This is a genomic window from Pseudomonas sp. AU12215 (assembly GCF_001675465.2).
Classification (GTDB): domain Bacteria; phylum Pseudomonadota; class Gammaproteobacteria; order Pseudomonadales; family Pseudomonadaceae; genus Pseudomonas; species Pseudomonas nitroreducens.
Genome location: NZ_MACM02000025.1, coordinates 1 through 12421 on the forward strand (window position 1 = coordinate 1; position 12421 = coordinate 12421).

Annotated in this window: 13 protein-coding genes; 7 read left to right on the forward strand and 6 right to left on the reverse strand. The window is 66.8% G+C overall.

Going from position 1 to position 12421, the window contains the following annotated elements; all coding sequences use genetic code 11:
- Positions 1–107 precede the first annotated feature (107 nt).
- Positions 108–2639 carry an ATP-dependent helicase HrpB gene (hrpB, locus tag A9513_RS06920; RefSeq protein ID WP_065084315.1) on the reverse strand — a complete coding sequence of 844 codons (2532 nt, stop codon included), beginning with the start codon at positions 2637–2639 and terminating at the stop codon, positions 108–110.
- Between the two features lie 186 nt (positions 2640–2825).
- On the opposite strand from hrpB, the gene A9513_RS06930 reads away from it, so the two are divergent.
- From A9513_RS06930 to A9513_RS06940, 3 genes are read left to right on the forward strand one after another with little or no spacing between them, the layout of a single operon-like run.
- Positions 2826–3242 carry a polyribonucleotide nucleotidyltransferase gene (locus A9513_RS06930; protein WP_024763942.1) on the forward strand — a complete coding sequence of 139 codons (417 nt, stop codon included), beginning with the start codon at positions 2826–2828 and terminating at the stop codon, positions 3240–3242.
- 1 nt (position 3243) lies between these two features.
- Positions 3244–3756 (forward strand): DinB family protein, encoded by a 513-nt coding sequence (locus A9513_RS06935; protein WP_024763943.1) that lies wholly within the window; start codon positions 3244–3246, stop codon positions 3754–3756.
- Positions 3756–4652 carry a cation diffusion facilitator family transporter gene (locus A9513_RS06940; RefSeq protein WP_065084317.1) on the forward strand — a complete coding sequence of 299 codons (897 nt, stop codon included), beginning with the start codon at positions 3756–3758 and terminating at the stop codon, positions 4650–4652. The genes A9513_RS06935 and A9513_RS06940 overlap by 1 nt, the downstream gene beginning before the upstream one ends.
- 6 nt (positions 4653–4658) lie before the next feature.
- On the opposite strand, the gene A9513_RS36425 is transcribed toward A9513_RS06940, so the two are convergent.
- Complete coding sequence (locus A9513_RS36425; protein WP_065084318.1) at positions 4659–5729, reverse strand: DUF6515 family protein; 1071 nt, start codon at positions 5727–5729, stop codon at positions 4659–4661.
- 442 nt (positions 5730–6171) lie between these two features.
- On the opposite strand from A9513_RS36425, the gene A9513_RS06950 reads away from it, so the two are divergent.
- Positions 6172–6651, forward strand: coding sequence for an Lrp/AsnC family transcriptional regulator (locus A9513_RS06950; protein WP_024763946.1), 480 nt, complete (start codon positions 6172–6174; stop codon positions 6649–6651).
- 263 nt (positions 6652–6914) lie between these two features.
- Positions 6915–7118, forward strand: a complete 204-nt coding sequence (locus A9513_RS06955; protein WP_015475469.1) for a DUF2788 domain-containing protein — start codon at positions 6915–6917, stop codon at positions 7116–7118.
- A gap of 21 nt (positions 7119–7139) precedes the next feature.
- Here A9513_RS06955 and A9513_RS06960 read toward each other — a convergent pair whose 3' ends face one another.
- Complete coding sequence (locus A9513_RS06960) at positions 7140–7706, reverse strand: pseudouridine synthase (RefSeq protein ID WP_037006932.1); 567 nt, start codon at positions 7704–7706, stop codon at positions 7140–7142.
- A 151-nt stretch (positions 7707–7857) separates the two neighbouring features.
- Between A9513_RS06960 and A9513_RS06965 the strand changes: the two genes are divergently transcribed.
- The gene (locus A9513_RS06965) at positions 7858–8898 is read left to right on the forward strand and encodes an MBL fold metallo-hydrolase (RefSeq protein ID WP_065084319.1); all 1041 of its coding nucleotides are present in this window, start codon (positions 7858–7860) and stop codon (positions 8896–8898) included.
- On the opposite strand, the gene A9513_RS06970 is transcribed toward A9513_RS06965, so the two are convergent.
- Positions 8798–9778, reverse strand: coding sequence for a sterol desaturase family protein (locus A9513_RS06970; protein WP_065084320.1), 981 nt, complete (start codon positions 9776–9778; stop codon positions 8798–8800). The two genes, A9513_RS06965 and A9513_RS06970, sit on opposite strands and share 101 nt — an antisense overlap.
- A 112-nt stretch (positions 9779–9890) precedes the next feature.
- Between A9513_RS06970 and A9513_RS06975 the strand changes: the two genes are divergently transcribed.
- Positions 9891–10901 (forward strand): AraC family transcriptional regulator, encoded by a 1011-nt coding sequence (locus tag A9513_RS06975; RefSeq protein ID WP_065084321.1) that lies wholly within the window; start codon positions 9891–9893, stop codon positions 10899–10901.
- A 20-nt stretch (positions 10902–10921) separates the two neighbouring features.
- On the opposite strand, the gene A9513_RS06980 is transcribed toward A9513_RS06975, so the two are convergent.
- Together A9513_RS06980 and deoC are read right to left on the reverse strand one after the other, a co-directional pair.
- Complete coding sequence (locus tag A9513_RS06980) at positions 10922–11485, reverse strand: hypothetical protein (protein WP_065084322.1); 564 nt, start codon at positions 11483–11485, stop codon at positions 10922–10924.
- A 116-nt stretch (positions 11486–11601) separates the two neighbouring features.
- The gene (deoC, locus tag A9513_RS06985) at positions 11602–12378 is read right to left on the reverse strand and encodes a deoxyribose-phosphate aldolase (protein ID WP_065084323.1); all 777 of its coding nucleotides are present in this window, start codon (positions 12376–12378) and stop codon (positions 11602–11604) included.
- Between the last annotated feature and the right edge of the window lie 43 nt (positions 12379–12421).

Genomic DNA, 12421 nt, shown 5'->3' on the forward strand with positions numbered 1-12421 from the left:
CGGCTCCCTCTCCCTCTGGGAGAGGGCTGGGGTGAGGGAAGGCACTGGCACGGACTTACCTGAAGAAGACAGTTGCTCCTACAAGAGCAGGAGCCCTTGCGCGAATTTCAGGTCTTGCGCGGCTTGGCCCGCGCCGTCGGCTCGGCGATCAACGGGTCATCCGGCCAGTAGTGCTTGGGATAGCGACCCTTGAGGTCCTTCTTCACTTCGGCATAGGTGCTGCGCCAGAAGTTGGCCAGGTCCTGGGTCACCTGTACCGGCCGCTGCGCCGGAGAGAGCAGGTGCAACTTGACCGCCACCCGGCCCTGGGCGATGCGCGGCGTATCGGCGAGGCCGAACAGCTCCTGCAGGCGCACAGCGAGGACCGGCGGGAACTCGCTGTAGTCCAGGCGGATGTTCGAGCCGGACGGCACCTGCAACGTGCGCGGCGCCAGTTCGTCCAGGCGTTGCGGCAATGGCCAGGGCAGCTGCGCATGGAGAATCCCGCTCAAGTCCAGGTTGCCGAAATGCGAGAGCCGCGAAACCTTGCCCAGGTAAGGCAGCAGCCAGTTCTCCAGCGAGCCCAGCAAGGCGGCGTCGCTGACGTCCGGCCACTCGCTCTCGCCCTTGCCCTCCAGGTCCAGCCGCCGCAACAGCGCGATGCGTGCCTGCCACTGGCGCAGCTCCGGCGTCCAGGGTAACAACTCCAGGCCCTTGCGGCGCACCAGCCCGAGCAGCGCGCGGCTGCGGGCTTCGGCGTCCAGATTGGGCAGCGCTTCGCTGGAGAGCACCAGTTCGCCGACCTTGCGCTGTCGCTCGGCGCGCAATACGCCTTCGCGCTCGTCCCAGTCCAGTTCGTCGTGGACGCTGACCTGCTCGGCGAGAATCGACTCGAACAGCGCCGGCTCCAGCGCCGCCGCCAGGTAGATGCGCTCCTCGCGCTGGCCCTGGCGGCTGCCGAGGTCGGCGATCACCAGCCAGGCTTCCTTCATCAGCGCATCCGGCTCGCCGAACAGCGCGGCGCGACCGTTGGCCAGGCGGTATTCGCCGCCACCGGCGCGGCGCTGGCGGGCGATACGGTCCGGGTAGGCAAAGGCCAGCAGGCCGCCGAGCCAACGCGGATGTTCGGGGTCGGCAACCGGTTCACGGGCAGGACCCCGCAAGTAGCCCTTGAACTGCCGCGCCAGCTGGCGAACGCGCTGCACCGCGCCGCGGCTGGCGCGCGGGCCATTCTGCTCGCCGGCCAGCAGGGCGATGCGGTGATGCAGGTCGGCGTCGTTGCCGCGCAGGATGTCGCGCTCGCCCAGCAGGGCGGCCAGATCACAGGCCAACTGTCCCAGCCCCAACGCGTGGCCGCGCAGCAGCAGGTGGGCGATTCGCGGGTGCGCCGGCACCTCGGCCATGGCCTGGCCGTGGGGCGTGAGACTGCCGCCACCGGCGCGGGAGGCCAGCGCGCCGAGACGCTCCAGCAGGTCCTGGGCCTGTGCATAAGCGGCGGCGGGCGGCAGGTCGAGCCAGGCCAGCTCCTGCGGGGCCACGCCCCAGCGCGCCAGTTGCAGCGCAAGGCCGGCGAGGTCGGCCTGGAGAATTTCCGCCGCGCCATAGGCCGGCAGTTGATCGTGCTGCGCCTCGGACCACAGGCGGTAGCAGGCGCCGGGTTCCAGGCGCCCGGCACGGCCGGCGCGCTGGGTGGCGGAGGCGCGGGAGATGCGCTGGGTATCCAGGCGGGTCATGCCGCTGCCCGGATCGAAGCGCGGCACCCGCGCCAGCCCGGCATCCACCACGACACGCACGCCATCGATGGTCAGGCTGGTCTCGGCAATATTCGTGGCCAGCACCACCTTGCGCTTACCCGCCGGCGCGGGCTCAATGGCAGCGCGCTGGGCGTCCAGATCAAGCTCGCCGTGCAGCGGGCAGATGAGTACTTCAGGCCGACCAGCCAGTGTGTCGCCCAGCTGTTCGGCGACGCGGCGAATCTCCGCCTGGCCGGGCAGGAACACCAGCAGGCTGCCGGGTTCATCCGCCAGCGCCTGCTGCACGGTCTGCACCACGCGCGGCTCGATGAATTCGCCGGCCTGCCAGGGGCGGCCCCAGCGGATGTCCACCGGGAACATGCGGCCCTCGCTGCGTACCACCGGGGCATCGTCCAGCAACGTGGAGAGGCGCTCGCCCTCCAGGGTCGCGGACATCACCAGCACCTTGAGCGGCGGCTCGTCGCGCAGCAGCGCGCGGCCGTTGAGGGTCAGCGCCAGGGCCAGGTCCGCATCGAGGCTGCGTTCATGGAATTCGTCGAAGATCACCAGGCCCACGCCCTCCAGCGCCGGGTCATCCTGGAGGCGGCGCGCGAGGATGCCTTCGGTAACCACCTCGATGCGCGTCTTCGGGCCGACCCTGCTATCCAGGCGGATGCGGTAACCAACAGTCTCGCCGACTGTCTCGCCCAGCTCACTGGCCAGGCGCTCGGCGGCAGCGCGGGCAGCCAGGCGGCGTGGTTCCAGCATCAGGATCGACTGCCCGGCCAGCCACGCCTCGCCCAGCAGCGCCAGCGGCACGCGGGTGGTCTTGCCGGCGCCGGGCGGCGCTTCCAGTACCACCTCATGGCGCTCGGCCAGGGCCTGGCGCAGGACGGGAAGGACGCTGTCGATGGGAAGGGCGTTCATGCCGGCTCCTGGAATTTCATGGGGCAGTAACCCCGATTGTGCGGGGGCCGGCGATTATAGCGGGCGAACCACGATGCCAACTCGGCAGTCATAGAAGCAACGAGAACGCCGCATAGTGCGAATCTGCCAGCAGCGACAGCGAGCTCGTTGATATAGTTGTCCGCATCATCCTCCCGGAGGTCTTCCATGCGTCTTGCCACCCGTGTGTCCTGCGCCGTTCTGAGCGCCGCCCTGTTCAGCCAGCTGACCGCCTGCGGCACCCTGTTCTACCCCGATCGCCGCGGCCAGATCGACGGCCGTATCGACCCCGCCATCGTCGCCTTCGACGCCATCGGACTGTTGTTCTACGTCATCCCGGGCCTGATTGCCTTCGGCGTAGACTTCGCCACCGGCGCGATCTACCTGCCCGATGCGAAGTACTCGGTCGCGCCGGAAAAGCTCAAGGATGCCGTGGGTGAAGACGGCACCGTGGACAAGGCTAAACTCAAGGCGATCCTCGAGCGTGAAACCGGCCGCAGCCTGCCCCTGGACGACCCGCGTCTGATCCAGCGCAGCGGCAGCCTCCAACAACTCGCCAGCCTGGGCCTGCGCCCGGAGGCCTGATATGCACGGCGCTCTCGCTTCACACCTTCAGCAACTCCTGGCGTACCACCAGTGGGCCTACGAACGCATCCTGGAGGCCATAGCGCCCCTGGATGAAGAGACCTACCGCGCGCCGCGCGGGCTGTTCTTCGGCAGCCTTCACGGCACCCTCAACCACCTCGCGGTGGTCGATCGCATCTGGTTCGCCCGAGTGCAGCGAGAGCCCTGGCAGTTCGAACGCCTCGACGCCGAGGCGGCGCCTGATCGCGCCGGCCTCGCCGACTTCCTCAATGACGGTGTCGGCGCCTGGCGCCTGTGGCTGAGCAAGCAGAGCGATGCCACCCTCGGCACCCAACTGGACTACCGCAACATGGCCGGGCAGGAACACCGCCAGAGCCTGGCGAACATCGTCCAGCACCTGGTCAACCACGGCACCCACCATCGCGGGCAAATGAGCGCCGCGCTCACTGCGCTGGGCCAGAAGGCGCCGCTGCTGGACTACATCTACTTCCTGCCCAACCGCCTGGACACCTGATGCTCAAGCACGCCAGCCACTCCCACCTCATGCGGCTGGCGACCTTCGCGTCGCTCGGCGTCGGCACCACCCTGATCGTCGCCAAGGCCATCGCCTGGTGGCTCAGTGGCTCGGTCAGCCTGCTGGCCGGTCTCACCGATTCGCTGCTCGACGGCGCCGCTTCCTTCCTCAACCTCCTGGCGGTGCACTACGCCATCCGCCCCGCGGACGACGACCATCGCTACGGCCACGGCAAGGCGGAATCACTGTCCGGGCTGGCGCAAGCGCTGTTCATCGCGGTCAGTGCCGTACTGGTAGGCACCCAGGCCATCGACCGGCTGCAACATCCCGAGCCGGTGGAAGCCGTCGGCTGGGGCATTGCGGTGATGATCCTGTCGCTGGTACTCACCGCCGGCCTGCTGACGGTACAGGGCTACGTGGTGAAGATCACCGGTTCCAATGCCATCCGCGCCGACTCCCTGCACTACCGCTCGGACCTGTTGCTCAACAGCAGCATTCTGGTCGCCCTGGTGCTGGCGAACTTCGGCTGGCAACAGATGGACGCCCTCTTCGGCCTGGGCATCGCCCTGTACATCCTCTGGAGCTCCTTCCAGATCGCCCGCGAATCCATCGCGGTGCTGATGGACGAGGAACTACCGCCCGACGTCAGCACGCGCATGCTCGAACTGGTGCGCGAAGTACCCGGCGTGCTCGGCGCCCATGACCTGCGCACGCGGATTTCCGGCACGCACTGGTTCGTCCAGTTGCACCTCGAATTGCCCGGCGAGCTGTCGCTGTCCAAGGCGCATCACCTGTGCGACGAAGCGGTGCTGGCGATCCACAAGGAATTCCCGCGGGCCGAGGTGCTGGTGCACGCCGACCCGCAGGAAGTGGTGGGCAAAGAGACGATCAGCTAGAGAGCATCAGTTGACGCTGTAGCCGCGCCCGCTCAGGCAGGCGCCCAGGGCGCGGCGGTAGTTGTCGGCGACGTACGCCGGCGGCGCGTAGCTGGCCGATGCCGGATCGAAGCCACTTTGTTGCACGGCCCAGCCATGGCATTCGTAGCGGTCACGGGCCTGCTGGTCCGGCCCCTGGTTGTACAGCGGATAGGCGATCACGTCATAGCCGGTCTGTGCCACGGCCACCGGTTGCTGCTGGGGCGGTGCCACGACTTCGTAGTCCTGCGAACTGGCCTGCCACAGGTAGTAGGTGCCGGCAGCCAGGAAGTAGCCGATGCTGCCGACCCACACCTGCTCGGCATAGGAGGGCAGGTAGCGCACGCGCACGCCGTAGGGCGGCGTCACTACCACGTAACGAGAGCCGTAGGGACGGTACCAGTAGCCGTCGTTGAAGTAGTAGTCATTGCCACGATAAGGCACGCGGTAGTGCCCGCTCGGCATGGCATTCACCACATAGCCCGGCCGCCAGTAGGACGGATGTGGCCCCCAGTTGCCGTGGGACGGCGGCCGCCCCTGCCAGTTGCCGGATGGTGGGCGCACTTCATGGGAACCGAACTTGCCCGCGTTGCCATTGTTGGCCGGCGGACGGTTCTGCCATTGACTATCGCCATAGCCCGGCGGGCGACCCTGACCGCCCTGCCACTGATTGCCATTCTGGCCCGGAGGGCGGCCGTGCCACTGGCCATTGTCATGGCCGTTACCGGCGCCGTTTGGCGGATGCCCTTGCCATTGGCCGTTGTTATTACCGCCATTGCCCGGAGGGCGGCCCTGCCACTGGCCATTGTTTCCACCGCTGGGCGGGCGCCCCTGCCAGCCACCGCCGGAACCGTTCGGGACTTCGTGGGAACCGAACTTGCCACCGCCAGCGTTGCCCGAACCGCCGGAAGGACGTCCCTGGCCACCGCCCTGGCTCGGCGGCTGGCCCTGGCCGCCCTGCATATCCGCGCCGCCAAAACCGGCAGCCGTGGCGGTCTGCACGGCCAGCGCCAGCGAAAGCACAGCGAAGGAGGCGAACCGCCCAATGCCCGACTTCATGAATTCCTCACTTCGGCGACGGCCGAAAACAGTGATGTGACAATGCCATAGACCACGGCGCAACGCCCGCATTGCAAGGTGTTGGGTAAAGTCAGGGTAAAGATGGGGGGGCAGATCGCGGGCAAGAAAAAAGGGAGGCTCGTCAGCCTCCCTTTGTGGAATCTCGTCCTGCTCGTCGCTGTTGGCGCCGGCTCACCTCGCTCCGCCTTCTGGGCAGTGCGCAGCCCGGTGGCCGGCGCGATCCTGTGGGGTCGGCGGGCCGCGAAGCGCCTGATTGGGCGGATCGCAGGGGGACGTGATGTCCGGGCTGTGAATCTGGAAGAAATAGTACGGCGACAGAGCGGATAAATGATTGCTAAGATTGCTTATAAAGGCACAACCTGAGCAACAAACAGCCAAAAATTACGCCAAAAGCGCAATTCAATTAAAATTCGAGGCTTTCATGGACAAGCTGGACCGCTACGACCTGCGAATTCTTGCCGAACTGCAACGCGACGCGCGCATCTCCAATCAGGAGCTGGCCGAACGCATCGGCCTGTCACCCTCCCCCTGCTCGCGACGGGTCAAGCAGCTCGAAGACGATGGCTACATCGTCCGCCAGGTCGCTCTGCTGGACAGCAAGAAGCTCGGCCTGAGCCTCACCGCCTTCGTGCTGATCGGCATGGACCGGCACACCCCGGAACGCTTCGAGCATTTCCAGCAGATCATCGGCAAGTGCCCCGAGGTGCTGGAGTGCAGCTTGGTGACCGGGATGGACGCGGACTACCAGCTCAAGGTGATGGTGCCGGACATGGAGCACTACCAGCACTTCCTGCTCGGCACCGTCACGCGCATCGAAGGCGTTACCAGCGTGCGGTCGAGCTTCGTGCTGCGCAACGTTCTGGCCAGCACCGAGTTGCCGCTGGACCACCTGCGCGTCTGATCAGTTTTTGCAGGAGCGGCCAGACCTGCGACACAGCACCGCACCCTGCCTCCCGCCGAACGAAATCGATACCGGAAATTTCCCCGCCAGCCGGGCTGCGGCGGGAATTTTCGCGGCATTGCGTGCGTCGCTCAGGAGGAACTGCTCAATTTATGAACGGCTCTGAACGACAAAGCGCCGCATGCGTATAATGCGCGCCTTCTCCACCACCACCCTCAGTCCCGGCGCCCCACGAGACACATCCGTACCGGGCAGGAGCAGCAATGAACGAAAGTTTCGAAGACTGGATGATGTATGGCCTGGTAACCGGCCTGATCCTGTTCATGGCCTTCATCGTCTGGGACCTTGCCAAGAAGTCCAAGGCCGGCCGCATGGGCACCATGGTGTTGTTCTTCGCACTGGGCCTGGGCGTGCTCGGCTTCTTGATCAAGTCGGTGGTCGTCGCCGGACTCGAAGGCGGATTCTGACCCCCGCCTCGCCCCGGCCCCTCAGAGTTCGGGGCTGACTTCCCGCCATTCCCCCGGCTGCAGCCCATCCAGCTGCCACGGCCCGATGCGCACGCGCACCAGGCGCAGCGTGGGCAGGCCGACTGCCGCCGTCATCCGCCGGACCTGGCGATTGCGCCCCTCGCGGATCACCAGCTCCAGCCAGGCCGTAGGCACCGACTTGCGGAAGCGCACCGGCGGGTCGCGCTCCCACAACTGCGGTTCTTCCAGCCGCCGGGCCTCGGCCGGCAAAGTCGGGCCGTCGTTGAGCTGCACGCCCTTGCGCAGCAGGGCGAGCTGTTCGTCGCTCGGCTCGCCTTCCACCTGCACCCAATACGTCTTCGGCAGCTTGTGCCTGGGATCGGCAATCCGCGCCTGCAGGCGGCCGTCGTTGGTCAGCAGCAACAGGCCTTCGCTGTCGCGGTCCAGCCGCCCGGCCGGATAGACGCCCGGCATATCGACAAAATCCTTCAGCGTTGCGCGGCCATCGCTGTCGTTGAACTGCGTCAGCACGTCGAACGGCTTGTTCAGCAGGATCAGCCTGGGTTGTGCCGGCGGCGCCTTGGCCACCCGGCGAGACGTGGGACGGACGGCAGGACGGCGATTGGCGGGACGCGGAGGACGGGGCATGGCGAAAAGACTGGTAACCGAGGTTGGGGGTACGGCGAATGCCCGGCATGCTAGGTTGTGCCGAGTCCTCCTCGCAAGAGCACGCACGAGCATGCCCATGAGCCACCCCACCTGGCTGATCACCTTGCAGAACCTCAGCGGGCGCCTCGGCGCCCGCTATCGCGGCCCGCAGACGGCGCATTTCGACGGCACCCGCTTTCATAATCTTGACCGCCAACCGCACAACGGCCTGCGCGCCTTCCTCAAGTGGCAGCGCGAACGCGGCCGCCAGCAGGAGTGGATTGCCCAGCCCGGCCCCAACGCCCGCCCGCAAACGCCGGCCCGCCTCGAAGGCGACGAACTGCGCGTGACCTACATCAACCACGCGACTCTGCTGATCCAGCACCGCGGCCTGAACATCCTCACCGACCCGCTCTGGTGCGAGCGCACCAGCCCGTTCAGCTTCGTCGGCCCCAAGCGCGTGCACCCGCCGGGCCTGGCGCTGGACGAATTGCCGCCGATCAACCTGATCCTGGTCAGCCACAACCACTACGACCACCTGGATATCCACAGCCTGCGCGAGCTGGCCCGGCGCTTCCCGTCAGCGAAAGTGGTGACCGGCCTGGGCAACGGCGAGCTGATCCGCGCCTGCGGTTTCAATGACATCGTCGAGCTGGACTGGTGGCAGAGCCTGCCGATGCCCGAGGGCATGCTGCTCACCGGTGTGCCGGCGCAACACTGGTCGGCGCGCTCGCGGCGCGACACCAACCGCACGCTGTGGATGGGTTTCGTGCTGGAGTCGCCGGACGGCCCGCTGTTGTTCCCCGGCGATACCGGGTTGGGCGAGGAGTTTCGGCTGATGCACGAGCGCTTCGGCCCCATGCGCTTTGCCGCCCTGCCCATCGGCGCCTATGAGCCGCGCTGGTTCATGCGTCACCACCACATGAACCCGGACGACGCCGTACAGGCGCACCAGCATCTCGACTCGCAATGCAGCATGGCGATCCACTTCGGCACCTTCCGCCTGAGCGACGAAGGACAGTTCACGCCGCTCAGCGATCTGGCCGTGGCGCTCCAGCAGCGCGGTGTGCCAGCGGGGCGTTTCCGGGCTCCGAAGCCGGGGGAGCAATGGCGGATACCTCCGCTTCGTTAGAGCTCGGCGTGCCCGGCGGACGCTGCCACTCCGGCGGCGCCCACAGGTGCTTGAGGCGCAGCCGCAACGGGCCCGGCCGGGCCAGGTCACGGAACATGTCGACCCACTCGTGCAGGTTCAGCCACAACGGGTTGTAGCTCTCCACCTGGCGCACGATGCCGTACTCCGGCGTTTCGCGTTCCTCGACGAAGGTGCCGAACAGTCGGTCGTAGATGATGAGCACGCCACCGTAGTTGCGGTCGATGTACTGGGGATTGCGCCCATGGTGGGCACGGTGGTGGGAAGGGGTGTTGAACAGCCACTCGATGGCTCCGGGCAACTTGCCGACCCCCTGGGTGTGCAGGAAGTACTGATAGGCCAGGCTCACCGAAAGCATGAACAGAACCCACTCCGGGGCGAATCCCAGCCAGACCAATGGCAGATAGAACAGCCAGTTTCCGGCGAAGCCATAGAACAGGCTCTGGCGCATGGCCGTCGTGAAATTCATCTGCCGCGAGGAGTGATGCACCACGTGGGCGGCCCAGAACCAGCGAATACGGTGGCTGGCCCAGTGAAAGAGGAAAAAGCAGAACTCCAGCAGGAAGAACAGCAGGACAAAAGCCAGCGGAGTCATCTCGAACTGCAGCAGGCGATGTTCGAAAAGCAGCCGATAGACCGGCAACACCAGGATCGCCACCAGCACGGCATCCACCACCAGATAGAGGCCTCCCAGCCCCAGGCTGGCCAGCGAGTCACCGAGCCGAAAGACCCCGCGCCGACGTAGCGCCAGCCACTCGACGAGTAATGTGGCGATGAACAGCGGCGTCAGGATCAGCAGCAAGTCGCGCAGTGGATCGATAGCGGCGACCCAGGACGTCAAACCAGTGGGCAGATCAGGCATGGCGAGGCTCCTGCAAGGTATGTCCTGCGTAGAGCTTGTCGAAAGTTGGGCTGACCGGATTGACCAGCCCCGCTAACTTCTTGACCTATCGCGTCAATCGGCAGACCTGCCCATGGCCCAACAGCACATCGCCAGCAGCTACGCCCGGCTGCTCTACGAGTTCCTCGCCACCCGCGGGGTCGACGCACAGGCTTTGCTCGGCCCCTTGCCGGCCCCCGCGAGCGGCTTGATTCCCCTGGCCCAATGGCAGGTATTGCTGCAGCGCGCGGATTCCCGGCTGGGCGAGCCCGCCATCGGCCTGCGCATCGCCGAAGGGATCGGACCGCAGCACTTCGGTGTGGTGGGCTATGCCGGGCGCACGTGCGCGACACTCGCCGATGCCCTGCAGCGCCTGGAGCGTTACCAGGGGCTGGTCTATGACGTGAATCCGGTCAGAGTGCGCGCAGAAGGCAACCTCCTGCTGCTGGAATGGGGCACCGAGCGCGGTAGGCCGGGCCAACTGGTCGACGAGACCGGCGTGGCTGCCCTGGTTCAGCTAGCCCGTCGCATCTGCGATCAGGCTCTGCTGCCGTCCGAGGTGCATTTCGTCAACCCGTCGCCAGCGGACATCGGCGCCTATCTGGACTTTTTCGGCTGCCCGGTGCGCTTCGGCCAACCCGCGACACGCCTGAGCCTGCCTTTGGCCTATCTACAACTGCCACTGCAACAAGCCGATCCGGCGCTTCTGGAGTTGCTTGACGAACAGGCTGAAGGCTTTCTCCGCCAACGAGGACACTCCGCGCTCCTGCACAGCTGCCAACAGGCACTGGCCCGCCTGCTGCCCGAGGGACGCGGCAACATCGGCGACCTGGCCGGGCAATTGAACCGATCGCCACGCACCCTGCAACGTCATCTGCAGGCCGAGGGTAGCAGCTTCCAGCAACTCCTGGACGACACCCGCCGCCAGTTGGCTGAGCGTTATCTCAGCGATGCTGCTCTTCCACTTGGCGAGATTGCCGCACGACTTGGTTTCTCCGAACAGAGTGCGTTCAGCCGCGCGTTCCGCCACTGGTACGGAACAGCTCCCCTGGCCTGGCGGCGGCACCTGACCAGGAGTCCGCACGCCGCGCCTCTGGACCGGTGAAGGCGCCGGCCCGCCTCGGCCTAATTCTCGCGCACCCGCTTGCTGCAACAATTGCGGTAGCGCTTGCCGCTGTTGCACGGGCACGGCTTGTCGCCGCGGCCGCCCAGCTCCAGCCAGCTTTCCAGCCGTTGGCGCATGGACTCGCGGACTTCCCGGCGCTCGTCATCCATCTGCGGTTTGCCCAACTCGCGGCTGAGCCAGAGGTAGTCCTCCAGCAGCTCGTCACGCTCCAGCGCGTGCAGTTGCTCGGCAAGGGGCACGCCCTCGTAGCGGCGCTTCGGGTCGGGCAGGAAGGCGATGGGCTCGCCGCCGGGCAGCACGTTCCACAGACGACCCTGACCATCACGCCAGCAGGCGCTGAAGCGGGCACGCAGGGCCAGGCCCGGCCACTCCTCCAGGCACCAGCCATCCACCCGCTCGCCGCCCAGGCCCTCCACCGCCTTGCCCACGGAGAACCAGGGTTCGCCGGCGATGCTGTCAGGCAAGGGAAGCGGCGCGGCGACTTCAGGCGTGCCGTTTTCCACCAGGCGGCGGGAGAAGCGGCGCAAGGGGTTGGTCAGGTGCGAGGGGGCGCGGAAGGGCATGCAATCACCAGCGGAGGAGGTCGGCGAAGGTCCGACCGGAGGAGCGCGCCACGGTTCCCCGTGGCGCGGGAGGCGAGCATTCTAGGCCCGCCCCAGGCTGCGTCAACGCGAGCGGTTCAGTAGCTGCGCGTGGAGATGGGCTTGGCTTCGGCGCGCAACTCGCGCAGCAGATCGTCAAGCAATGACGATGCGCCGAAACGCAGATGCTCCGGGGTGACCCAGCCAGCGCCGAAACGTTCCTCCACCAGCGCCCGGTAGCCCTGCGCATCGGCCAGCGTGCGCAGCCCGCCGGATACCTTGAGCCCCACCTTGCCGCCCTCCTCCTCGATGGTTTCGAGCATCACCCGCACCGCCTCGGGCGTGGCATTCACCGCCGCCTTGCCGGTGCTGGTCTTGAGGAAGTCGGCGCCGCCGGCGATGGCTTCCCGGCAGGCCGTGCGGATCAATTCGGGGTCGGCCAGCTCGCCGGTTTCCAGGATCACCTTGAGACGGTGGTAAGGCCCGCACAGCGTCTTGCAGGTACGGATCAGCTCCACTGCGCCGGTTGGCTCGCCGGCCTTGAGCTTGCGCCAGGGATAGACCAGGTCGATCTCGTCCGCGCCTTCGGCAAGGGTCTTGCGCACCTCCTCCACCACGTCCGCCAGCGGGGCGTTGCCCGCGGGAAAGTTGCACACGCTGGCGACCTTTACCGAGCGCCCGCCCAGGGTATTGAGTGTTCGCCGGGCGATATGCACCAGTCTCGGCCAGACGCACACCGCGGCCACATCGCCGTAGGGCGTCAGCGCACGGCGACAGAGTTCGACGGTGCTTTGCAGGTCGTCGCGGTCATTCAGGGAGGTCAGGTCCAGCAGGGCGAGCGCACGGCCCGCCGGGGTCTTGCGAGGATCGGTCATCGGCAACGCTCTCCATCGGCTTTCTTCATGCAGCCAGGGCGAC

Coding starts and splice junctions, on each gene's coding strand:
- A9513_RS06930 (WP_024763942.1), top strand. CDS start 2,826: ATGCGTCTTGCCACCCGTGTGTCCTGCGCCGTTCTGAGCGCCGCCCTG.
- hrpB (WP_065084315.1), bottom strand. CDS start 2,639: ATGAACGCCCTTCCCATCGACAGCGTCCTTCCCGTCCTGCGCCAGGCC.
- A9513_RS06965 (WP_065084319.1), top strand. CDS start 7,858: ATGCCCATGAGCCACCCCACCTGGCTGATCACCTTGCAGAACCTCAGC.
- A9513_RS36425 (WP_065084318.1), bottom strand. CDS start 5,729: ATGAAGTCGGGCATTGGGCGGTTCGCCTCCTTCGCTGTGCTTTCGCTG.
- A9513_RS06940 (WP_065084317.1), top strand. CDS start 3,756: ATGCTCAAGCACGCCAGCCACTCCCACCTCATGCGGCTGGCGACCTTC.
- A9513_RS06950 (WP_024763946.1), top strand. CDS start 6,172: ATGGACAAGCTGGACCGCTACGACCTGCGAATTCTTGCCGAACTGCAA.
- A9513_RS06935 (WP_024763943.1), top strand. CDS start 3,244: ATGCACGGCGCTCTCGCTTCACACCTTCAGCAACTCCTGGCGTACCAC.
- A9513_RS06955 (WP_015475469.1), top strand. CDS start 6,915: ATGAACGAAAGTTTCGAAGACTGGATGATGTATGGCCTGGTAACCGGC.
- deoC (WP_065084323.1), bottom strand. CDS start 12,378: ATGACCGATCCTCGCAAGACCCCGGCGGGCCGTGCGCTCGCCCTGCTG.
- A9513_RS06980 (WP_065084322.1), bottom strand. CDS start 11,485: ATGCCCTTCCGCGCCCCCTCGCACCTGACCAACCCCTTGCGCCGCTTC.
- A9513_RS06975 (WP_065084321.1), top strand. CDS start 9,891: ATGGCCCAACAGCACATCGCCAGCAGCTACGCCCGGCTGCTCTACGAG.
- A9513_RS06970 (WP_065084320.1), bottom strand. CDS start 9,778: ATGCCTGATCTGCCCACTGGTTTGACGTCCTGGGTCGCCGCTATCGAT.